This is a genomic window from Pantoea sp. BL1 (genome assembly GCF_000963985.1).
GTDB classification, from domain to species: domain Bacteria; phylum Pseudomonadota; class Gammaproteobacteria; order Enterobacterales; family Enterobacteriaceae; genus Pantoea; species Pantoea rwandensis_B.
This window is the reverse complement of the sequence record NZ_JZRH01000019.1, coordinates 55,641-77,504: the sequence shown is the minus strand read 5'-3', so window position 1 is coordinate 77,504 and position 21,864 is coordinate 55,641. Positions and strand designations below refer to the sequence as shown.

Annotated in this window: 18 protein-coding genes; 15 read left to right on the top strand and 3 right to left on the bottom strand. The window is 55.1% G+C overall.

Going from position 1 to position 21,864, the window contains the following annotated elements:
- Positions 1 to 52 precede the first annotated feature (52 nt).
- Positions 53 to 1,192 (bottom strand): tRNA epoxyqueuosine(34) reductase QueG, encoded by a 1,140-nt coding sequence (queG, locus tag VH86_RS11140; RefSeq protein ID WP_045816541.1) that lies wholly within the window; start codon positions 1,190 to 1,192, stop codon positions 53 to 55.
- On the opposite strand from queG, the gene nnr reads away from it, so the two are divergent.
- The 15 genes from nnr to VH86_RS11065 all read left to right on the top strand — a co-directional run bounded on the left by nnr (position 1,191) and on the right by VH86_RS11065 (position 19,561).
- Positions 1,191 to 2,708, top strand: a complete 1,518-nt coding sequence (gene nnr / locus VH86_RS11135) for a bifunctional ADP-dependent NAD(P)H-hydrate dehydratase/NAD(P)H-hydrate epimerase (RefSeq protein ID WP_072050601.1) — start codon at positions 1,191 to 1,193, stop codon at positions 2,706 to 2,708. The genes queG and nnr overlap by 2 nt on opposite strands.
- Positions 2,709 to 2,711: 3 nt before the next feature.
- Positions 2,712 to 3,188 carry a tRNA (adenosine(37)-N6)-threonylcarbamoyltransferase complex ATPase subunit type 1 TsaE gene (tsaE, locus tag VH86_RS11130; protein WP_038644396.1) on the top strand — a complete coding sequence of 159 codons (477 nt, stop codon included), beginning with the start codon at positions 2,712 to 2,714 and terminating at the stop codon, positions 3,186 to 3,188.
- An 8-nt stretch (positions 3,189 to 3,196) separates the two neighbouring features.
- Positions 3,197 to 4,834 carry an N-acetylmuramoyl-L-alanine amidase AmiB gene (gene amiB / locus VH86_RS11125; RefSeq protein WP_369800323.1) on the top strand — a complete coding sequence of 546 codons (1,638 nt, stop codon included), beginning with the start codon at positions 3,197 to 3,199 and terminating at the stop codon, positions 4,832 to 4,834.
- Positions 4,835 to 4,876: 42 nt separating this feature from the next.
- Complete coding sequence (gene mutL / locus VH86_RS11120) at positions 4,877 to 6,736, top strand: DNA mismatch repair endonuclease MutL (protein WP_045832902.1); 1,860 nt, start codon at positions 4,877 to 4,879, stop codon at positions 6,734 to 6,736.
- Positions 6,729 to 7,670, top strand: a complete 942-nt coding sequence (miaA, locus tag VH86_RS11115; protein WP_045832901.1) for a tRNA (adenosine(37)-N6)-dimethylallyltransferase MiaA — start codon at positions 6,729 to 6,731, stop codon at positions 7,668 to 7,670. The genes mutL and miaA overlap by 8 nt, the downstream gene beginning before the upstream one ends.
- 110 nt (positions 7,671 to 7,780) lie before the next feature.
- Positions 7,781 to 8,098 carry an RNA chaperone Hfq gene (gene hfq / locus VH86_RS11110; protein WP_034829366.1) on the top strand — a complete coding sequence of 106 codons (318 nt, stop codon included), beginning with the start codon at positions 7,781 to 7,783 and terminating at the stop codon, positions 8,096 to 8,098.
- Between the two features lie 80 nt (positions 8,099 to 8,178).
- The gene (gene hflX, locus VH86_RS11105) at positions 8,179 to 9,459 is read left to right on the top strand and encodes a ribosome rescue GTPase HflX (RefSeq protein ID WP_045832900.1); all 1,281 of its coding nucleotides are present in this window, start codon (positions 8,179 to 8,181) and stop codon (positions 9,457 to 9,459) included.
- 228 nt (positions 9,460 to 9,687) lie between these two features.
- Positions 9,688 to 10,926, top strand: a complete 1,239-nt coding sequence (hflK, locus tag VH86_RS11100; protein ID WP_034829354.1) for an FtsH protease activity modulator HflK — start codon at positions 9,688 to 9,690, stop codon at positions 10,924 to 10,926.
- Between the two features lie 3 nt (positions 10,927 to 10,929).
- Positions 10,930 to 11,934, top strand: a complete 1,005-nt coding sequence (gene hflC / locus VH86_RS11095) for a protease modulator HflC (protein ID WP_034829352.1) — start codon at positions 10,930 to 10,932, stop codon at positions 11,932 to 11,934.
- A 58-nt stretch (positions 11,935 to 11,992) separates the two neighbouring features.
- Positions 11,993 to 12,193, top strand: a complete 201-nt coding sequence (locus VH86_RS11090; RefSeq protein ID WP_045832899.1) for a DUF2065 family protein — start codon at positions 11,993 to 11,995, stop codon at positions 12,191 to 12,193.
- 176 nt (positions 12,194 to 12,369) lie between these two features.
- A complete protein-coding gene (locus tag VH86_RS11085; RefSeq protein WP_034829348.1) occupies positions 12,370 to 13,668 on the top strand; it encodes an adenylosuccinate synthase in 1,299 nt (432 codons plus the stop codon).
- 192 nt (positions 13,669 to 13,860) lie between these two features.
- A complete protein-coding gene (gene nsrR, locus VH86_RS11080) occupies positions 13,861 to 14,304 on the top strand; it encodes a nitric oxide-sensing transcriptional repressor NsrR (protein ID WP_034829346.1) in 444 nt (147 codons plus the stop codon).
- Positions 14,305 to 14,320: 16 nt separating this feature from the next.
- Positions 14,321 to 16,771 (top strand): ribonuclease R, encoded by a 2,451-nt coding sequence (rnr, locus tag VH86_RS11075; protein ID WP_045832898.1) that lies wholly within the window; start codon positions 14,321 to 14,323, stop codon positions 16,769 to 16,771.
- A gap of 337 nt (positions 16,772 to 17,108) precedes the next feature.
- Positions 17,109 to 17,843 (top strand): 23S rRNA (guanosine(2251)-2'-O)-methyltransferase RlmB, encoded by a 735-nt coding sequence (rlmB, locus tag VH86_RS11070; RefSeq protein ID WP_038644417.1) that lies wholly within the window; start codon positions 17,109 to 17,111, stop codon positions 17,841 to 17,843.
- Between the two features lie 89 nt (positions 17,844 to 17,932).
- Positions 17,933 to 19,561, top strand: a complete 1,629-nt coding sequence (locus VH86_RS11065; protein ID WP_045832897.1) for an isovaleryl-CoA dehydrogenase — start codon at positions 17,933 to 17,935, stop codon at positions 19,559 to 19,561.
- On the opposite strand, the gene bsmA is transcribed toward VH86_RS11065, so the two are convergent.
- Positions 19,535 to 19,861, bottom strand: a complete 327-nt coding sequence (bsmA, locus tag VH86_RS11060) for a biofilm peroxide resistance protein BsmA (RefSeq protein WP_045832896.1) — start codon at positions 19,859 to 19,861, stop codon at positions 19,535 to 19,537. The genes VH86_RS11065 and bsmA overlap by 27 nt on opposite strands.
- A 55-nt stretch (positions 19,862 to 19,916) precedes the next feature.
- Positions 19,917 to 21,848 carry a methyl-accepting chemotaxis protein gene (locus VH86_RS11055; protein ID WP_045832895.1) on the bottom strand — a complete coding sequence of 644 codons (1,932 nt, stop codon included), beginning with the start codon at positions 21,846 to 21,848 and terminating at the stop codon, positions 19,917 to 19,919.
- Between the last annotated feature and the right edge of the window lie 16 nt (positions 21,849 to 21,864).

The following is a 21,864-nucleotide window of genomic DNA, read 5'->3' as shown; positions in this document are numbered from 1 at the left end:
TAATTTTATTCACAGCATGTGGAAAAGGATTTTATCCTGCGCGATTGGTCAATCACGCATCACGGACCAGGCCTTTCTCGACGGCGCGCACTAAGCGCTGTTTCTTCGCGGGCTGAACCTCTACCCCCTGTGCTGCACGTTTCTGTAACTGCTGCGCGATGGCCCAGTCAATATGCTCATCCAGCATGGCGTGTTCACCGCTACGCATTTGCAACGCCGCCAGATTTTCTTCTGCCCAGGGCGCATTGCCCAATGCCACCGCGATGTTCCTCAGCCAGCGCAAGTGGCCGATGCGACGAATCGCCGAGCCTTCCGTGACACGTAAGAATTTCGCTTCGTCCCACTGAAAAAGATCCACTAACGGTGGCGCGTGCAGCACCGCACGCGGTGAGAAATCATCTTCATCGGTTAACTGACCGTAACGATTCCACGGACAGATAAGCTGGCAATCGTCACATCCGTAGATGCGGTTACCAATCAGCGGGCGGAACTCTTCCGGTATCGCGCCTTCGAGTTCGATGGTGAGATAGGAAATACAGCGCCGCGCGTCAACCACATAAGGCTCAACGATGGCGGAAGTAGGGCAAATAGTGATGCAGGCGACGCAGCGACCGCACTGTTCTTCCTGTGGCTGATCGACGGGCAGCGGCAAATCAATCAGCAACTCGCCGAGAAAGAACCAGGAACCGGCTTCGCGATTGAGAATGAGCGAGTGTTTACCGGTCCAGCCCAGGCCTGCTTTAGCGGCAATCGGGCGCTCGAGAATCGGTGCGGAATCAACAAACGGGCGGAAATTGAGTTCGCCACAATGCGCCTGGATCATCTCTCCAAGCTTTTTCAGTCGATTGCGCAATACTTTGTGATAATCGCGGCCCAGCGCATAGCGGCTGACATAACCCAACTGGGGATTTTTTAAGGTGCTGGCAAACGCTGCTTTCGCGGGAAGATAGTTCATGCGCACGCTGATCACGCGCAGTGTGCCGGGCAGGAGTTCGTGTGGGCGGGCACGCATCATGCCGTGGCGCGCCATCCAGTCCATCTCTCCGTGATACTGCTTCTCCAGCCAATCCTGTAATTTGGGCTCTTCAGCGCTGAGATCGGTATCGCAAATACCAACCTGCTGAAAGCCAAGTTCGCGCCCCCACAGTTTAATTTGGTGGGCAAGCTGTTGAAGATCGAGAGGGTATGACATGAGAAACCAGGCAATTGAAGCAAACCCGCGCAGTTTACCACACTCTGTCTGGCCTGCGCAGGCAATAGGGCAACTGGAGCGCAATGCGGCGGATAGCCTGGGTTTAACCTTGTACGAATTAATGTTGCGCGCCGGGCAGGCGAGCTATGAGCGAGCGCGGGCACAGTGGCCGCAGGCGCAGCACTGGCTGATTCTCTGCGGACAGGGTAATAACGGGGGCGATGGCTATGTGGTGGCGCGGCTGGCACAGGCGGCGGGATTGCGCGTCACATTGCTGGCGTGCAGCGGCAATAAACCCTTGCCGGAAGAAGCACAGCAGGCGCAAGAAGCCTGGCTGGCGGCGGGAGGGGTGATACATGCCCCGCATGCGCCATGGCCGCAAAACATTGATGTGATCGTCGATGCATTGCTCGGTACTGGCATCAATCGTGCGCCAGCCGCACCTTACGCTGAATTGATTGATCTGGCCAATGCACATGCCGCACCCATCTTCGCGATTGATATCCCATCGGGATTGAATGCCGCCACTGGCACCACGCCTGGCAACGCCATCAACGCGGATATCACCCTGAGTATGATTGTGCTGAAACCGGGATTGTTGACCGGTAAAGCTCGCGATCACGTGGGCCAGTTACATTGTGATGCGCTAGGGCTGAACACCTTCCTCGCAGGCGAGACGGTCCCCATGCAACGCTACGATGCGGCGGATCTGGCGCACTGGCTGAAACCACGAAAAGCCACTTCGCACAAAGGCGACCATGGACGTTTAGTGGTGGTGGGAGGGGATACTGGCACCGCCGGGGCAATCCGAATGACGGCAGAAGCAGCGCTGCGCAGTGGTGCTGGGCTTGTGCGCGTGCTCACGCATGAAGATAATATCGGCCCGATTCTGACGGCACGGCCGGAGCTCATGGTCGATGCGTTGGGTGAAGAAACGCTGGAGCAAGCCCTGCAATGGGCTGACGTGATCGCTATCGGACCCGGACTGGGACAACGCGATTGGGCTCAGAAGGCACTGAAAAAAGTCGCGGCCAGTGAAAAGCCGATGCTTTGGGATGCTGATGCGCTTAACCTGCTGGCAATCAAGCCGGATTACCGTCAGAATCGCATCATTACTCCGCATCCTGGCGAGGCCGCACGACTGTTAGGCATTAAGACCAGTGAGGTCGAGCGCGATCGCTTACAGGCGGCACAAACGCTGGCAAAACGCTATGGCGGGGTGGTGGTGCTGAAAGGCGCAGGCACGATCGTGGCCAGCGCGGCAGGTGACATCGCGATTGCGGATGTAGGCAATGCGGGGATGGCATCCGGCGGCATGGGCGATGTACTGAGCGGTATCATTGCGGCCATGCTGGGCCAGAAACTGACTTTACTTGAGGCAGCCTGCGCGGGCTGTGTCGCACACGGTGCAGCGGCAGATGCGGTTGCCCGGCAGCGCGGTACGCGCGGCATGTTAGCCACTGATTTGTTCGAACTGCTGTGGCAGTTTGTTAATCCAGAGATGATCCAACAATAAAGCATGAAGACCTGTGTTATCCCTTTGCCCGATGAGGCGGCAACCCTAAATCTGGGTGCGCAACTGGCCCGCGTTTGCAGCAGCGCGTTGGTGATCTATCTTTATGGCGATCTCGGCGCTGGTAAAACCACGTTTAGCCGCGGCTTTTTGCAGGCGCTTGGCCATCAGGGTAATGTCAAAAGCCCAACTTATACGCTGGTGGAGCCTTACGAACTCGGCTCACGCACGCTGTATCACTTCGATCTTTATCGCCTGGCCGATCCTGAAGAGCTGGAGTTTATGGGTATCCGCGATTACTTCAGCGGGGATGCATTGTGTCTGGTCGAATGGCCGCAGCAGGGAGCCGGCGTATTGCCCGAACCCGATCTGGCATTGACGCTGCGCTACGTGGACGCGGCGCGAGAAGCGGAGATCCGCGCGGTATCTGCGGTGGGTGAAACGTTGCTGGCTCAGTTCCAGCAAGGCAGGGAATCGGCATGACCGCATGGATGAAAGGGATTGTGCTGGCTGCGCTCTGTATCGTTTCTGCTTCTGCGTTATCTGCCACCTTGTCAGATATCAAAGTCGATAACGGCGACAGCCAGGCAACCGTCACGCTGAGTTTTAATGGTCAACCCGTGTATGGTTTCTTCCCGCTGCATAATCCCAATCGTGTGGTGCTGGATATTCGGCAAAGCGGCGCGATTAAAGGCTTACCGCTGAACTTTAGCGGCGAAAATATCGTACAACGTATTCGTAATAGCCAGCCGAAAGACAAACAGAGTATTCGTTTGGTGTTCGAACTGACCCAGGCGGCACACACGCGTGCCAGCACCCAACGTGACGGCAATCAGTATCGCGTGGTGTTTACCATTCGCGGTACGCAACCGGCAAAACGCAGCACTGCTGCCGCACCGGTGACCACCGCCCGCCAAAGCGAAAGTGCCGCGAATCCGTTTAATGCCAATCCGGTGACCACCGTCACCAGCAGCAACACCACGGTACGTCCGGGTGGCGCCGTTTCACGCAATGATACGGTGATTGTGGCGATTGACGCCGGCCACGGTGGTCAGGACCCCGGCGCATCGGGCCAGCATGGCCTGCACGAGAAGAACGTCACCATTGCCATTGCGCGCAAACTGAAAGCGCTGATGGATCAGGACCCGATGTTTAAGCCCGTGCTGACGCGAAACGGCGATTACTTTATCTCGGTGATGGGGCGTTCCGAGGTGGCGCGAAAAGAGAATGCCAACTTACTGGTATCGATTCACGCCGATGCCGCGCCTAATCATTCGGCGACCGGCGCATCCGTTTGGGTGTTGTCAAACCGTCGCGCCAATAACGAAATGGCGAACTGGCTGGAACAGAAAGAGAAGCAGTCCGAATTGCTGGGCGGTGCCGGTGATTTACTGGCAAACAGCCAGGCTGATCCTTACTTAAGCCAGGCGGTACTGGATCTGCAATTCGGCCATTCACAGCGCGTTGGCTATGATGTTGCGGTGAAAGTGCTGCAGCAACTGCGCGGAGTGACGCCGTTGCACAAACGTTTACCGGAACATGCCAGCTTAGGCGTGTTGCGTTCCCCGGATATCCCTTCTTTACTGGTTGAGACTGGCTTTATCAGTAACGCGGCGGAGGAGCGGCTGCTTGGCAGCAGCGCGTATCAGGAGAAAATTGCTCAGTCGATCTATAAAGGATTGCGCAACTATTTCCTCGCGCATCCGCTGCAATCCATCCCAAAGGAGGAAAACCGGCCGCTGGACAGCGCACCAGCGGTTAGCGTGGCCAGCAACCCGGCAACCGGAACCGTGCAATATACTGGCGCGACGCAGCGCCATACGGTGACGCGCGGCGAGACGTTGTCAGGTATTGCCGCCAAATACGGTGTCAGCATGGCAACCCTGCGTGACCTCAATAGCCTGAAGCGCGATGTGGTGTGGGTCGGGCAACGTTTGAAAGTCCCGGCAAAATCGGGCGTTAGCGTGACCGCTGCGAGTCGCCCTACCCGACACAAAGTGGTACGCGGTGACTCACTCACTGGGATTGCCGCTCATTATGGTGTCAGCCCCAAAGCCATCATGCAGGCGAATAATATGAAGTCGAGCAATGTGATGCTAGGGCAAAACTTAAAGATTCCACAATCCTGATTGCTGGCGCTGCGGCGCCAGTCTGCTTAAAGGATCACCACCATGCCAATACAGATTTTACCGCCGCAGCTGGCGAACCAGATTGCCGCCGGCGAAGTGGTTGAGCGCCCGGCATCGGTCGTAAAAGAGCTGGTGGAAAACAGTCTAGATGCCGGCGCGACGCGCATTGACGTTGATATCGAAAAAGGCGGCGCGAAGTTGATTCGCATCCGCGACAACGGTTGTGGCATCGCCAAAGCCGAACTGGCCATGGCATTGGCTCGCCATGCCACCAGTAAAATTGCTTCGCTGGATGATCTTGAGGCGATTATGAGCCTCGGTTTTCGCGGTGAAGCGCTCGCCAGTATCAGTTCGGTTTCACGCCTCACGCTAACTTCTCGCACCGCGGATCAACACGAAGCCTGGCAAGCCTATGCGGAAGGACGTGATATGGATGTCACGGTGAAACCCGCAGCACATCCTGTCGGGACGTCGCTGGAAGTGCTCGATCTGTTTTACAACACCCCGGCGCGGCGCAAGTTCATGCGCACTGAGAAGACCGAATTTACCCATATTGATGAAGTGATTCGCCGTATCGCGCTGGCGCGCTTTGACGTGGCAATTTCGCTGACCCACAACGGTAAGATGATTCGCCAGTATCGCGCCGTGGATCAGGAAGCGCAGCGTGAACGCCGTCTTGGCGCCATCTGTGGCACCCCCTTTATGCAGCATGCCCTGCGCATTGACTGGCAACATGACGATCTGGCGTTACGTGGATGGGTGGCCGATCCCGCCGGGTCACGTCAGGTCACAGACCTGCAATATTGCTACGTCAATGGACGCATGATGCGTGACAAGCTGATCAACCATGCGATTCGGCAGGCGTATCAGACGCAGTTGGGGGAAGATCAACAGCCCGCTTATGTGCTCTATCTGGAGATCGATCCCCATCAGGTGGATGTCAACGTTCATCCCGCCAAGCACGAAGTGCGTTTTCATCAGTCACGACTGGTGCATGATTTCATCTGGCAGGGCGTGATGAGCGCTTTGCAGGCGAGCCGTGTCGCAGAGTTGCCAATCGCGCATGCGGAAGAGCCCGCGCCGAAGTGGCAACCAGAGAACCGACAGGCTGCGGGGACGAATCATTTTGCACAACCGGCGAACACACCACGCAGTAGCACCATCTCCATCAGCAACGGTGCGGCTGCGGCGGGTTGGCAGAATAAAGAGCCGGTCTATCGCGCACGTGAAGGTGCTGCTTATCAGCAGCTCATGAAAACGCCTGCGGCCGACACGCCTCGCGCCGCCGCGCCGCAACCGGCACCTGTGCGTCAACCTGAAGCACGAGAAGCGCCGTTGGCCGCACATGCACAAAGTTTTGGTCGCGTGCTGAGTGTGATGCATGAGCAATATGCGCTGTTAGAACGTGGCCCACAGTTACAGTTGTTGTCACTCAGTGTGGCCTCACGCTGGCTGAAACAGGCCCAGTTACAACCGGGAGAAGAGGGCTTAAAACCCCAACCTTTACTTATTCCGGTGCGGCTGAAAATTGCCAAAGAAGAGTTGAATGTGATCGATACTCAGGGCGCACTGTTACGGCTGATGGGCATTGATTTACAACGAGAAGGTCAGCACGTCACCTTGCGCGCTGTCCCTTTACCGTTACGCACACAAAATTTACAAATCTTGATTCCAGAACTGTTAGGCTATCTCGCCCGGCAGCAAGAGGTTTCTGCATCGGCGCTGGCCCAATGGCTGGCACGTCGTGATGATGCAGAAAACGCTCACTGGAATCACTCGCAGGCGATTGCACTGTTGGCAGAGCTCGAACGACTTTGCCCGCATTTGCTTAAATCGCCGCCTTCAGGTCTGTTACAGACCATTGAGATTGAGAGCGCGATAAACGCGTTGAAGCATGAGTGAACTAAACCAGGCTAGCCGGCCTAAGGCAATTTTTTTGATGGGGCCTACCGCCTCCGGTAAGACGGCATTAGCGATTTCGCTGCGTCAGCAACTTCCGGTGGAACTTATCAGCGTTGACTCTGCCTTAATCTATCGCGGGATGGATATTGGCACGGCGAAACCGTCGGCAGAGGAGTTAGCACTGGCGCCCCATCGTTTGCTGGACATTCGCGATCCAGCGGAAGCGTATTCCGCTGCTGAGTTTCGTCGCGATGCGCTGGCAGAAATGGCGGAGATTACTCAAAAGGGTAAGATTCCGTTGCTTGTTGGTGGAACCATGCTCTACTTCAAGGCGTTGCTTGAAGGATTGTCGCCGCTGCCCTCGGCCGATCCCGACGTGCGTCAGCGGATAGAGCAAATGGCGGCGGAGAAAGGGTGGGATGCCCTGCACCGCCAGCTGTATGAAATCGATCCGGTCGCCGGTAGTCGTATTCATCCGAATGATCCGCAGAGACTTTCGCGAGCACTGGAAGTTTTTTTTATTTCGGGTAAAACTTTAACGGAACTGACAAAAACATCCGGCGAAGCGTTACCCTACGACGTGTACCAGTTTGCTATCGCTCCGGCGAATCGTGAACTTATACATCAACGCATTGCGTTGCGTTACGACCAGATGCTAGCGTCAGGATTTGAAGCGGAGGCTCGTGAACTGTTTGCACGAGGTGATTTGCATACGGATATGCCTTCCATTCGTTGTGTAGGTTATCGCCAGATGTGGTCTTATCTCTCTGGTGAAATCGATTACGACGAAATGGTTTATCGGGGAATTTGCGCCACCCGGCAGCTCGCTAAACGCCAGATGACCTGGTTACGTGGCTGGCCCAACGTCCACTGGTTAGACAGTGACGAGCCAGAATTAGCCCGTAATGCGGTGCTTCAGGTAGTTAGTGCGTAGCAGGGACGATTGTGTACAATTGGTCCGTTATCGTGCGCAAATTTTTACGCAGTTTTTCTGAACCACGGTTCTTAAAGTAACAAACAACAAGCATATAAGGAAAAGATAGAATGGCTAAGGGGCAATCATTACAAGACCCGTTTTTGAACGCATTGCGTCGTGAACGTGTACCGGTTTCGATCTATTTGGTGAATGGTATTAAGCTGCAAGGACAAATTGAATCCTTTGATCAGTTCGTCATTCTGTTGAAAAACACGGTTAGCCAGATGGTGTACAAGCACGCCATCTCTACAGTGGTTCCTTCTCGTCCGGTTTCGCACCATAGCAACAACCCGGGCGGTAGCGGTGGCAGCAGCAATTACCACCATAGCGGAAGCAACCAGGGCGCTCAGTCGCAGCCACAACAAGACGGCGATAACGCAGAATAATTTTGCGCTGCCGTAAAGCCAGGGCTGGGGAGCGAAAGCGTTTTCCCGTCCTGGTTATTTTATTTTAGCGAGGTTATAGCTTGTTTGACCGTTATGATGCCGGTGAGCAGGCCGTACTGGTACACATCTGGTTCTCCCAAGACAAAGAGCTGGAAGATTTGCAGGAGTTCGAAACTCTTGTCTCTTCTGCGGGCGTCGAAGCGCTGCAAGTTATTACGGGCAGCCGTAAAGCGCCACATCCCAAATATTTTGTCGGTGAAGGAAAGGCAGTTGAAATTGCCGATGCGGTGAAAGCGAGTGGAGCATCGGTCGTATTATTCGATCATGCCTTATCGCCTGCCCAGGAACGTAATCTCGAGCGAGTGTGTGAATGTCGCGTTGTCGACCGCACTGGCTTAATTCTCGATATTTTTGCTCAGCGCGCCCGTACCCATGAGGGTAAATTACAGGTCGAGCTGGCACAGTTGCGCCACATGGCAACCCGTTTGGTGCGTGGATGGACGCACCTTGAGCGCCAAAAAGGCGGTATTGGTTTGCGTGGTCCCGGTGAAACGCAGCTGGAAACGGACCGCCGCTTACTGCGTAATCGCATTAGTCTCATCCTTTCTCGCCTTGAGCGTGTAGAGAAGCAGCGCGAACAGGGCCGACAAGCACGCGCCAAAGCCGATGTGCCGACCGTTTCGCTGGTGGGATACACCAACGCCGGCAAATCTACCCTGTTCAATGCGGTGACGTCAGCCAATGTGTATGCGGCCGATCAGCTGTTTGCGACCCTCGATCCGACACTGCGTCGCCTGAATGTGGCAGACGTGGGTGAGGTGGTTTTAGCCGATACCGTTGGGTTTATTCGCCACTTACCGCATGATTTAGTGGCGGCCTTTAAAGCCACACTGCAGGAAACACGTCAGGCGACGCTCTTGCTGCACGTGATTGACGCTGCCGATTTGCGCGTTAACGACAACATCGACGCTGTTAATGAAGTATTGGCAGAAATCGAATCGGATGAAATTCCCACGCTGTTGATTATGAATAAAATCGACATGCTGGACGGTTTTGTGCCGCGTATTGATCGTGATGAAGAGAATAAGCCGACACGCGTCTGGCTCTCTGCTCATAGCGGTGAAGGTCTACCCTTACTTTGGCAGGCGCTGTCTGAACGCTTAGCCGGTGAAATTGCGCAGTATGATTTACGTCTGCCGCCAGAAGCGGGCCGTTTGCGCAGCCGCTTCTACCAACTGCAGGCGATTGAGAAAGAATGGAATGAAGATGATGGTTCTGTCGGTATGCATGTGCGAATGCCGATCGTTGACTGGCGTCGTTTGTGCAAACAGGAACCGTCATTAGCCAGTTATATTGTTTGATATTGCCCTAACGCCTTTACCCAACTTATTGAAAAATGCAGTGATGATTGCTGTGAGCCGCAAATTAGCAGGTTTTACCCGACTATTTCGGATTTCAGCATGGCGGCAACTGAGTGAATCTTCGGGCACTTACGTCAGTCAATGACCGGAGTGCGCGAAGACAGCCAACGCAGCTGCAATTCGCAAGAGAAGGGTAAAAAACGTAAATACAATAAATGGAGTAGAGACATGGCGTGGAATCAGCCCGGAAATAACGGACAGGACCGCGACCCGTGGGGAAGCAGCAATAATCAAGGCGGCAACTCTGGGGGAAATAAGGGAGGGCGCGATCAGGGGCCTCCTGATCTGGATGATATCTTCCGTAAGCTGAGTAAAAAACTCGGCGGACTGGGCGGTGGCAAACAGAGTGACAACAACGGCCAGCGCGGCGGCGGTAGCGGTGGCAAACTGGTTGGCATCGTTGCCGTAGCTGCAGTGGTCATCTGGGCTGCCAGCGGTTTCTACACCATTAAAGAAGCAGAACGTGGGGTTGTGACTCGTTTTGGTAAGTTCAGCCATCTGGTTGAGCCGGGCCTGAACTGGAAGCCAACCTTTATCGATCAGGTGCGTGCCGTTAACGTTGAAGCGGTGCGTGAGCTGGCTGCTTCTGGCGTAATGCTGACTTCGGACGAAAACGTGGTGCGCGTGGAAATGAACGTGCAGTACCGCGTAACCAATCCTGAGCAGTATTTGTACGCGGTTACCAGCGCTGACGACAGTTTGCGTCAGGCCACCGACAGTGCACTGCGCGGGGTGATTGGTCGTTCTACCATGGATCGTATCCTCACTGAAGGTCGTACCGTGGTGCGTAGCGAGACGCAACGTGAGTTGGATGAAACCATCCGCCCTTACAACATGGGGATTACGCTGCTTGACGTTAACTTCCAGGCGGCACGTCCACCGGAAGAAGTGAAGGCCTCGTTTGACGATGCCATCGCCGCGCGTGAAAACCGTGAGCAGTACGTGCGTGAAGCAGAAGCTTATTCGAATGAAGTGCAGCCGCGTGCGAACGGTCAGGCGCAGCGTATTCTGGAAGAGGCCCGCGCATACAAAGAGCGCACGGTGTTAGAAGCGCAGGGTGAAGTGGCACGCTTTGCTTTACTGCTGCCGGAATACAAGGCCGCACCGCAAATCACCAAAGAGCGTCTGTATATCGAAAGCATGGAACGTGTGCTGAGCCATACGCGCAAAGTTCTGGTTAACGACCGTGGTAACAGCCTGATGGTGCTGCCGCTGGATCAACTGATGCGTGGTGGTCAGATTTCTGGCAGCCAGGCAGGCCAGAAAAACACTAATTTGATGAAGCTGCCTTCGTCTGGCAGCAGTGCCAGCAATGATGACTCTTCGTCTTACAGTCCGAGCAGCATCATGGACCAGCGTCGCGCCAATGCGTTACGCAACGATACCCAGCGCGCAGGGAGGGAGTAATCGATGCGTAAGCCAATTATTGCCGTAATTATTGTCGTTCTGGTGGCGCTGTACGCATCGCTGTTCGTGGTGCAGGAAGGTGAGCGTGGTATCGTGCTGCGCTTCGGTAAAGTTCTGCGCGATAGCGAGAACAAGCCGCAGGTTTACGAGCCGGGTCTGCATTTCAAGATTCCGTTCATTGAAACTGTGAAGTCGCTGGATGCGCGTATCCAGACCATGGACAACCAGGCCGATCGCTTTGTTACCAAAGAGAAGAAAGACCTGATCGTTGATTCCTACATCAAGTGGCGTATCAGTGATTTTAGCCGCTACTACCTGGCAACTGGCGGTGGTGATGTTTCTCAGGCGGAAGTGCTGCTGAAACGTAAGTTCAGTGACCGTCTGCGTTCTGAGATGGGTCGCCTGGATGTGAAAGACATCGTGACGGATTCACGTGGCCGTTTGACCACCGACGTGCGTGATGCGTTGAACACCGGTACTGCAGGCAGTGATGACGAAGTACAAACGCCAGCTGCTGATGATGCGATTGCCAGCGCGGCAGCGCGTGTTGAGCGTGAAACCAACAGCAGCGAGCCAGCACCGAACCCGAACAGTATGGCTGCATTGGGTATTCAGGTGGTTGACGTACGCATCAAGCAGATCAACCTGCCGGCGGAAGTGTCTGATGCTATCTACAATCGTATGCGCGCTGAGCGTGAAGCGGTTGCCCGTAGCCAGCGTTCACAAGGTCAGGAAGAGGCAGAAAAACTGCGTGCTCAGGCGGATTACCAGGTCACACGTACTTTGGCTGAAGCTCAGCGTCAGGCATTGATTTCACGTGGTGAAGGTGATGCGCAGGCAGCAAAACTGTTTGCAGATGCTTTCGGTCAGGATCCTGATTTCTATGCCTTTATCCGCAGCCTGCGTGCTTACGAGAACAGCTTCTCTGATAACCAGGATGTGATGGTGTTGAGCCCGGATAGCGATTTCTTCCGCTTTATGAAGGCACCGACTAACACCGCGCGTTAAGAACTGATATAACCTTGAGGCCGACAATGTTGTCGGCCTTTTTTTTGGGAAAAATAGCATGAACACAACCATCTGGATGGCGCTGGCATTAGTTCTGGTGCTGGAAGGGCTGGGTCCGATGTTTCTGCCGCGTGTCTGGCGCCGCATGATTCTGTCGATGGCGCAGTTGCCCGATCGCATCCTGCATCGTTTTGGTGGTGGATTAGTGGTAGCGGGCGTGGTGATTTATTACATGCTGAGCGTGCACGCGATCGCATAGCGTTAAATTTAAGCGGTAACGCACGGCTAAATTGTGTCTTGCATTCGATGTTTCCCCCAACATGTTGTATTGATCAAAACGCGGGCAAAAAACCGCGCAATCGTATGCTAAAAGTGCTGAAAGTGAGCAAAACCGATGGTAGAATCCATTTTTAAGCAATCGGTGATTTTGAAAAAATGGGTAAGAACGTCGTCGTACTGGGCACCCAATGGGGTGACGAAGGTAAAGGTAAGATCGTAGACCTTCTGACTGAACGCGCGAATTTCGTTGTGCGTTACCAGGGTGGCCACAATGCAGGCCATACACTTGTCATCAACGGTGAAAAAACCGTCCTCCACTTAATTCCATCTGGCATCCTGCGTGATAACGTGACCAGCATCATTGGTAATGGTGTTGTATTGTCGCCTGAAGCGCTGATGAAAGAGATGAAAGGTCTGGAAGAGCGCGGTGTGCCGGTACGTGAACGTCTGCTGATCTCTGAAGCATGTCCACTGATTCTGCAATATCACGTCGCGATGGATGTGGCGCGTGAAAAAGCGCGTGGCGCCAAAGCGATTGGTACCACCGGTCGTGGTATCGGCCCAGCTTATGAAGATAAAGTTGCACGTCGCGGTCTGCGCGTGAGCGATCTCTTCAACAAAGAAACCTTCGCCGTTAAGCTGAAAGAAATCGTCGATTTCTACAACTTCCAGCTGGTTAACTACTACAAAACTGATGCGGTTGACTACGAAAAAGTGCTGAGCGATACGTTGGCTGTGGCTGACATTCTGACCAGCATGGTGGTTGACGTTTCTGACCTGTTGGACGGTGCGCGCAAGCGTGGCGATCTGATCATGTTCGAAGGCGCACAGGGTACGCTGCTGGATATCGACCACGGTACTTATCCGTACGTGACCTCGTCTAACACCACCGCAGGTGGCGTGGCGACCGGTTCCGGTATTGGCCCACGTTATGTCGATTACGTGCTGGGTATCGTTAAAGCTTACTCAACGCGTGTTGGTGCGGGTCCATTCCCTACCGAACTGTTTGATGAAACTGGCGAGTTCCTGTGTGCTCAGGGCCACGAGTTTGGCGCGACTACCGGTCGCCGTCGTCGTACTGGCTGGCTGGATGCGGTTGCCGTACGTCGCGCAGTACAGATCAACTCCCTGTCAGGTTTCTGCATGACCAAACTGGACGTGCTGGATGGCCTGAAAGAAGTGAAAATCTGTGTGGCTTATCGCATGCCGGATGGCCGCGAGATGACCACCACGCCACTGGCAGCGGAAGGTTGGGAAGGTATTGAGCCAATCTACGAAACCATGCCAGGCTGGAGCGAAACCACCTTTGGTGTGAAAACGCTGGAAGGTCTGCCGCAGGCCGCGCGTGACTACATCAAGCGTGTAGAAGAAGTGACCGGTGTGCCGATTGATATTATTTCAACTGGCCCGGACCGTAGTGAGACCATGATTCTGCGCGACCCGTTCGACGCATAATCTTACATGGCCGGACACTGTCCGGCCTTTGTTTATCCGCTCTTTGACTCCGCTCACTCTCTTTTTTCTTGCAATTATCGATACTTGCTTAAGAAAAAACGCACCGGCTTCCACGCTCTGGTTTATCATCATATTTAAATACCACGCCGACCGGCGCATAACCCTAACGCCCGATGGTTCACCGAGGTATATGTGCAGCTAACGAGTTTCACCGATTATGGTCTGCGTGCGCTGATTTACATGGCGACGTTGCCGGAAGGTAAGCAGACCAACATTACCGAAGTCACCGATACCTACGGGGTGTCGCGTAACCATATGGTTAAAATCATCAACCAACTAAGCCGGGCTGGCTTTGTCGCCGCAACACGCGGTAAAAACGGCGGAATTCGTTTAGGCATGGACCCGGAAAAAATCGTTATTGGTCAGGTCGTGAGAAAAATGGAGCCATTGCAGTTGGTGAACTGTGAGGAGTGCGCCATCACACCGGCCTGTCGTCTGCGCAAGGCGCTGCACGATGCGGTCCAGTTATTCCTCAAAGAGCTGGATAACTATACGTTGGCCGATCTGGTCAAAGATAACGATTCACTGTACCAAATTTTATTGTCCGAACCGCCGGTGGCAATCCAAATTAAATGACATCGGAGGAACCGTAATGTCAAAAGATCCTTACCAGGATAGAGAAGCAGAAAAGTACGACAACCCCATTCCAAGCCGCGAATTTATTCTGGCGCTGTTAGAAAAGCGTGAGAAACCCATCAATCGCGATGAAATTGCCCAGGAATTGAATATCACCAGCGAAGAGCAGCTTGAAGCGCTGCGCCGTCGTCTGCGCGCCATGGAGCGTGACGGTCAGCTGGTGTTTACCCGTCGTCAGTGTTACGCCCTGCCAGAACGCCTCGACTTACTGCGCGGTAAAGTGATTGGTCACCGTGATGGCTATGGCTTCCTGCGCGTCGAAGGCCAGAAAGATGATTTCTATCTGTCTGCTGAGCAGATGAAATTTTGCCTGCACGGTGATGTGATTCTGGCACAGCCGGGCAGTGCAGACCGTAAAGGTCGCCGTGAAGCGCGCGTGGTGCGCGTGCTGGAACCACGCAACAGCCAGATTGTTGGCCGTTACTTTACCGATGCCGGCACCGGTTTTGTGGTGCCGGATGACAGCCGCCTGAGCTTCGACATCCTGATCCCGCAGGAAGAAACCCAGGGCGCGCGCATGGGCTCGGTGGTAGTTGTAGAGATCGTTCAGCGCTCAACCCGTCGCACCAAAGCCATCGGTAAAGTCACCGAAATTCTCGGCGATAACATGGGTACCGGTCTGGCGGTCGATATGGCGCTGCGCACCCACGAGATCCCTCATACCTGGCCGGAAGAAGTTGAGAAAGAGATCTCGAAACTGAAAGAGCAGGTGCCAGAGGCGGCAAAAAAAGGCCGCGTCGATCTGCGTGAATTACCGCTCGTTACCATTGATGGTGAAGATGCGCGTGACTTTGACGATGCCGTCTACTGTGAGAAAAAGCGCGGTGGTGGCTGGCGTCTATGGGTGGCGATTGCTGACGTCAGTTATTACGTGCGCCCAGGCACAGCGTTAGATGACGAAGCGCATCAACGCGGCACCTCAGTCTACTTCCCATCGCAAGTGGTGCCGATGCTGCCGGAGATCCTCTCCAACGGACTGTGCTCGCTGAACCCGCAGGTTGATCGCCTGTGCATGGTATGCGAGATGACCATCTCTTCCAGCGGCAAGCTCACTGGCTATAAGCACTACGAAGCGGTGATGAACTCCCATGCGCGTCTGACTTACACCAAAGTGTGGAACATTCTGCAGGGTGATACCGAACTGCGTGAGCATTATGCCGCTCAGGTGAAACACCTTGAAGAGCTGCATCACATGTATCAGGAGTTGGAAACCGCACGTGAACAGCGTGGTGGCATCTCCTTCGAAACTGAAGAAGCCAAATTTATCTTCAATGCGGAGCGCCGTATTGATCGCGTTGAACGAACCGTGCGTAACGATGCGCACAAGCTGATCGAAGAGTGCATGATTCTCGCCAACATCGCCTCGGCGCGTTATGTTGAGAAGCATCAGGAACCGTCACTGTTCCGCGATCACGATCGTCCAACCGAAGACAGCATCAAAAGCTTCCGCACTGTATTGAACGAGCTGGGCTTGAGCCTGCCAGGTGGCGCGAAACCGCAGCCTGTCGACTATGCCGAATTGCTCAAGCAAGTGGCCGATCGCCCCGATGCAGAAATGCTGCAAACCATGTTGCTGCGCTCAATGAAGCAAGCGGTGTACGATCCTGAAAACCGTGGTCACTTTGGCCTGGCGTTGCAGTCCTATGCGCACTTCACCTCACCGATTCGTCGTTACCCTGATCTGCTGCTGCACCGTGCGATCAAATACCTGCTGGCGAAAGAGCAGGGCACGCTGAAAGGTAACACCACGCCAAACGGCGGTTATCACTACGATATGCAGCAGATGTTGCAGCTCGGTCAGCACTGCTCGATGACTGAACGCCGTGCTGATGAAGCCACGCGTGATGTCGCGGACTGGCTGAAATGTGACTTCATGCAGGATCAGGTTGGCAACGTGTTTAGCGGCGTGATCTCCAGCGTGACCGGTTTTGGCTTCTTCGTGCGTCTCAACGATCTGTTTATCGATGGCCTGGTGCACGTCTCTTCACTGGACAACGATTACTATCGTTTCGATCCGATTGGTCAGCGTCTGATTGGCGAATCTGGTGGCCGTACTTATCGTTTAGGCGATACGGTGGAAGTGCGTGTGGAAGCGGTGCACATGGATGAGCGCAAAATCGACTTTGCGCTGATCTCCAGCAAGCGCGTACCGCGCGGCGAGGGTAAAACCGAGCGCGAACGTGAGAAGCGCGGCGGCAAGCCGCCCGCAAGACGTCGTCGTGATGCGGGTAAAAAGGGCACCTTCGAGCCAGATTCAGCGTTCCGCAGCGAGAAGAAGCAGCCTGCGCCTGCTGAAAAATCGGCAAAAAATGAGAAAAAAGGCAAAAAAATCTCTGAGAAAACCCGTAAAATCGCCGCCGCCACCAAGGCCAAGCGCGGGTCGAAGAAGAAACCTAACGAAGCTTGAGGGTTGGCTCGCGAAGTCTAAAGACCTGATCGCACTTTGAAGCTGGGGCCGCCTTAAACGGCGCCCCTAAGCCAGGCCAGCGTGCTGAGATGGCGCCCGTAGGGCAGATCATGGATAAGTGCGTAGTGATGGCGACCCTAAGTTATGCCAGCGTGCTGTGATAGCGCCCGCACGACAGATCATAGATAAGTGCGTAGTGATGGCGGCCCTAAGTTAGTTCAGCGTGTTATGACGACGAGCGTACGTTAAATCGGCGCGTTTTGTAGGGTGCGCATTAATGTGCATCGAAATTAATACCCTTATATTCAGATATATACATCCAACCTTGAGCAAACAAATGAGTGAAATAATTTTTGGTATTCATGCCGTGCAGGCGCTGCTGGAACGTGATCCTCAGCGTTTCCAGGAAGTCTTTATTCTCAAAGGCCGTGACGATCGTCGCCTGCAGCCGCTGATTGCCGCACTGGAAGCTCAGGGAATTGTGGTTCAGGTGGCTAATCGCCAATGGCTCGACAGCCAGGTGGAAGGCGGTGTGCACCAGGGTATCGTGGCACGCGTAAAGCAGGGTAAAAATTATCAGGAAGGTGATTTGCCTGATCTGCTGCAAAGTCTGGATAAACCTTTCCTGCTGGTACTGGACGGCGTCACCGATCCGCATAACCTCGGTGCTTGCCTGCGTAGCGCCGACGCTGCGGGCGTACATGCCGTCATCGTGCCGAAAGATCGTGCCGCACCGCTGAATGCCACGGCGAAAAAAGTCGCCAGCGGCGCAGCTGAGAACGTGCCACTGATCCGCGTCACCAACCTGGCGCGTACACTGCGTTTACTGCAGGAGTACAACATCTGGGTAGTGGGCACCGCAGGTGAGGCCGATCACACCGTGTACCAGAGCAAAATGACCGGCCCGATGGCGCTGGTGATGGGCGCGGAAGGCGAAGGCATGCGTCGTCTGACCCGTGAACACTGCGATGAGCTGATCAGCATCCCAATGGCGGGCAGCGTCTCTTCTCTGAACGTCTCTGTCGCAACCGGTGTCTGCCTGTTCGAAGCGGTGCGTCAGCGTTTGGCGTGATCCCCGCCGCAAAAGTGTTTCTGAGCCAGGCATAACTGCACATCCCCCTCATACTTGAACCATGCGTTTTATGAGGGAGATGCCACATTATGACCTGGACAACCCACAGCGTTTTCAATCAGCCCCATCCTCTTAGTCATAGCAATTTATTCACCCGCGATATCGCCTTGTGCGAGGCCGTCGTGCGCGAAGGTGCAGGCTGGGATCGCGAATGGCTGGCTTCTGTTGGACTGCAACTCGGCAGCGCTGAATCGCTGGAATTAGGTCGGCTGGCGAATACCCAACCGCCTGAGCTGCAGCGCTATGACGCACGCGGTGAGCGGCTGGACGAAGTGCGCTTTCACCCGGCATGGCATCTGCTCATGCAGGGTTTGTGCGCCAGCCGCTTGCACAACCTCAGCTGGCAGCCCGATGTTCAGCCTAATGCGATGGTAGCGCGTGCCGCGCGCTTTATTCTGCATGCTCAGGTCGAAGCGGGTTCACTCTGCCCGGTCACCATGACGCATGCCGCCATTCCGCTACTGCAAAACCATCTGCCGGAAGCCTACGATGATTGGCGCGAAGCGCTGCTGAGCGATCGCTACGATGCGCATCATCAGCCGGGCAATAAAAAGCGCGGCCTGTTGATTGGCATGGGCATGACCGAGAAGCAGGGCGGAACCGATGTGCTCAGCAATAGCACGCGCGCGGAACCCATTGGGTCACGCGGTACGGGTGAACCTTATCGCATCACCGGTCACAAATGGTTTTTCTCTGTGCCGCAAAGCGATGCGCATCTCATTCTGGCGCAGACTTCGCAAGGGCTGAGCTGTTTCTTTCTGCCGCGTCTGCTGCCTGATGGCACGCGCAACGCGATTCGCATTGAGCGCCTGAAGGACAAGCTCGGCAACCGATCCAACGCCAGCGCCGAGGTGGAATTCCAGGATGCGATCGGCTGGCTGATGGGCGAAGAGGGCGATGGCGTGCGGCTGATCTTAAAGATGGGCGGCATGACGCGCTTTGATTGCGCGCTGGGCAGCCATGGCTTGATGCGCCGCGCCTTATCGATTGCCCTGCATCATGCGCAGCAGCGTCAGGTGATGGGCAAAAACCTTAGCGATCAACCGCTAATGCGCACCGTGCTGGCGCAGCAGGCCTTGCAGCTGGAAGGGCAAACCGCGCTACTGATGCGATTAGCACGCGCATGGTCCATGCCTGCCAGCGAGCACGAACGTTTGTACGCACGGCTATTCACGCCCGCCGCCAAGTTTGGCATTTGCAAAGCCGGCATACCGTTTGTGGCAGAGTCGATGGAGGTGCTGGGCGGTATCGGCTACTGCGAAGAGAGTGAACTGCCTCGTCTGTACCGCGAGATGCCAGTCAACAGCATTTGGGAAGGCTCAGGTAACGTGATGTGCCTCGACGTGCTCCGCGTGCTGGGTCGCCAGGCCGATGTGATGACCATGCTTAACGATGAATTTGAAGCGGTAAAAGGCAGCAATCGCCACTTTGATCGTCGCTGGCGCCAGTTAAGGCTGCAGCTTAACCATGTGCGAGAAGGTATGGCGCGCGAGGTGACGCAGGAACTGTTACAACTGGCGAGCGCGGCGATTCTGTTGAAAGTGGCTGAACCGCCGTTGGCCGATGGCTGGTGCGATCAACACCTGGATATGCGGGGGCGACGTTCGCTGAGTGACGATCTCAGCACGCGCTTACTGCTGCGAGCCAGCACTGGCTGAGGGCGCGCCATAGAGAATGGCGGTGCCGTACCAGAAGCCAGGCAGCGTGGTTTCATCCAGCATCAGGATTTGGTAGTAAACCGCGCCCGCCTGATTCGCTCGTGCGGCTAATGCGCGCTCGGCATCATCCGGTGAGCCACGGGTGGAGACCGTGATATTGCCCAGTTTGCGCAAGCCATAGCTTTGCGCGCGGCTGATTTCCTGCGCGTGGCTGGTCGGCGGCGGTGGGGCTTCCGGTGTGGTTTTAAACGCGGCACAACCGGCTAGTAACATGCTCAACACCAGTAAAAAGCGACGCATAATACGCTCCTGAAAAGGAAGATGGCTCCAGTTTAGGCCATCTTCCCCGTTCACATCAGTCTTTCAAATGAAAAACACTCACCAGCTGGGTTAAATGATGACCCTGCTGGCTCAACGTCTGCGCTGTGGTTTCCGATTGGGTAACCATATCGCTGCTTTGGTGCGTCGCCTGGCCAATATGATTCATCGCCAGATTCACCTGACCAATGCCCGCCGCCTGCTCTTGCGCAGCGATATTGATCTCGCCCATCAGCGTCTTGACCTGGTCAATATGGCTAACAATATGCTGCATTGCATCACGCGTTTGCTCGGACAGCGCATGGCCGGCCGCGACTTTATCGATGGAGGTGGCGATCAAGTTATCGATCTCTTTAGCCGCATTGGCACTGCGTTGCGCCAGCGCGCGGACTTCCGCTGCGACCACGGCAAAGCCTTTGCCATGCTCACCGGCACGCGCCGCTTCCACTGCCGCGTTCAGCGCCAGAATATTGGTCTGGAAAGCAATGGATTCAATCACATGGGTGATATCAGCGATGCTTTGTGAAGCCACGCGGATCTCCGCCATAGTTTCGACCGAGCGTGCCACCGTACTGCCGCCATGATTGACGGTGCTGGCCGCCTCACCGACCAGCGCCATCGCCTGGCGGACGTTGGCCGCAGTTTGCGCCACGGTGGCACCAAACTGCTCCATGCTGGCAGAGGTCTCTTCCACGCTACTCGCCTGACGATTGATCTGTTCGCTGATGCTGGAGCTGCTGGCGGCGATAGTGTCAGTGCCACGGCTGATATCGCGTGCCGCATGACGAACCTGACTCACCACTTTTTCCAGTCCATCGCCGATACCGTTTATGGCCGCGACCAGTTGACCAATTTCATCACGGCGGGTGGAATCAAGATGCGCCTGCAAATTACCGGCCGCATACTGCTCTGCCAGATGAATCACCTGCTGCAACGGGCGCGTAATGGCGCGTCGGCTATACCAGATGAAGCCCACGGCGAAAGCGATGACCAGGGCAAGCCCAATGGCGATAAACAGGTTACGGCTCTGGGTTATCGGTGCCAGCAGGCTGGCGCGACTGACTTCGCCAGCGATAATCCAGTTCCAGCCCGGCAGCTGCTGCCACGCCAGCAGCTTAGTCTCGCCATTCAGTTGAATACTCAGCAACCCTTTGGATTGGGTTAACAGCTGATGCTGGACAGACTGATCCCAGCTCGGCAGCTTGCCTTCGGATTGACGATCAAACAGATACTGTCCTTGTGTGCTGCCGGGGGCGCCATTGAGTACAAAGAAGGTGCCGCTGTCGCCGAGATGGCGTGCCAGCACTTTGTCGCGCATCAGGGCATATTGCGCATCGATCTGCACGCCGACAAACAGAATGGCGATCACCGCGCCGCTCTCATCCTGTACCGGCTGATACTGAGTGATATAGCGATGGCCAAACAGCGTGGCCAGCCCACGATAGACTTCGCCCTGATTAACGCTGCGCCAGGCTGCGCTGCTGCGGTCAAGTCGGGTGCCAATGGCGCGATTGCCATCCTCTTTTTTCAGCGAGGTGGCAATACGAACATAGTCTTCACCATCACGCACAAAGATGGTCGACACTGCACCGGTACGATCGAGAAAATCATCCACTGCGATTTGATCCAGATTGAGGGTTTTCAGCCCGGCGCGCAGGGTCGGCGTGCTGAGTTCGCCGACCTGAATACGCTCATTCTCATCACGGCTAAAGCGCTTGGGCAGGAAACTCTGGAACAGTTTGGTGTAGTTCGCCACTTCTTCAGACAACGTGGCGTTAAACATGGTGGCCATTTCATTAATGCCCAGCACCTGATTCTGCATATCATCGGTCGCCAGCTGTTCCAGTTGGCGAGCCGCGTTATGGCTCAGGGTTAAGGTCAGGGTAAACAGCACAATTGCCACGCTTAAAGACGTCAATACAGACAGTTTAATGCCGAGACCCATGGCGCTGAGAGAGAGACGCTTCATAAAGTACCTATTTCAA

Excerpts from the sequence above, each read along its gene's own strand:
- rlmB (WP_038644417.1), top strand. The coding sequence starts at position 17,109 with ATGAGTGAAATAATTTTTGGTATTCATGCCGTGCAGGCGCTGCTGGAA.
- tsaE (WP_038644396.1), top strand. The coding sequence starts at position 2,712 with ATGAAGACCTGTGTTATCCCTTTGCCCGATGAGGCGGCAACCCTAAAT.
- rnr (WP_045832898.1), top strand. The coding sequence starts at position 14,321 with ATGTCAAAAGATCCTTACCAGGATAGAGAAGCAGAAAAGTACGACAAC.
- VH86_RS11090 (WP_045832899.1), top strand. The coding sequence starts at position 11,993 with ATGAACACAACCATCTGGATGGCGCTGGCATTAGTTCTGGTGCTGGAA.
- hflC (WP_034829352.1), top strand. The coding sequence starts at position 10,930 with ATGCGTAAGCCAATTATTGCCGTAATTATTGTCGTTCTGGTGGCGCTG.
- bsmA (WP_045832896.1), bottom strand. The coding sequence starts at position 19,861 with ATGCGTCGCTTTTTACTGGTGTTGAGCATGTTACTAGCCGGTTGTGCC.
- nnr (WP_072050601.1), top strand. The coding sequence starts at position 1,191 with ATGAGAAACCAGGCAATTGAAGCAAACCCGCGCAGTTTACCACACTCT.
- miaA (WP_045832901.1), top strand. The coding sequence starts at position 6,729 with ATGAGTGAACTAAACCAGGCTAGCCGGCCTAAGGCAATTTTTTTGATG.
- hflK (WP_034829354.1), top strand. The coding sequence starts at position 9,688 with ATGGCGTGGAATCAGCCCGGAAATAACGGACAGGACCGCGACCCGTGG.
- VH86_RS11065 (WP_045832897.1), top strand. The coding sequence starts at position 17,933 with ATGACCTGGACAACCCACAGCGTTTTCAATCAGCCCCATCCTCTTAGT.
- VH86_RS11085 (WP_034829348.1), top strand. The coding sequence starts at position 12,370 with ATGGGTAAGAACGTCGTCGTACTGGGCACCCAATGGGGTGACGAAGGT.
- queG (WP_045816541.1), bottom strand. The coding sequence starts at position 1,192 with ATGTCATACCCTCTCGATCTTCAACAGCTTGCCCACCAAATTAAACTG.
- mutL (WP_045832902.1), top strand. The coding sequence starts at position 4,877 with ATGCCAATACAGATTTTACCGCCGCAGCTGGCGAACCAGATTGCCGCC.
- VH86_RS11055 (WP_045832895.1), bottom strand. The coding sequence starts at position 21,848 with ATGAAGCGTCTCTCTCTCAGCGCCATGGGTCTCGGCATTAAACTGTCT.
- hfq (WP_034829366.1), top strand. The coding sequence starts at position 7,781 with ATGGCTAAGGGGCAATCATTACAAGACCCGTTTTTGAACGCATTGCGT.
- amiB (WP_369800323.1), top strand. The coding sequence starts at position 3,197 with ATGAAAGGGATTGTGCTGGCTGCGCTCTGTATCGTTTCTGCTTCTGCG.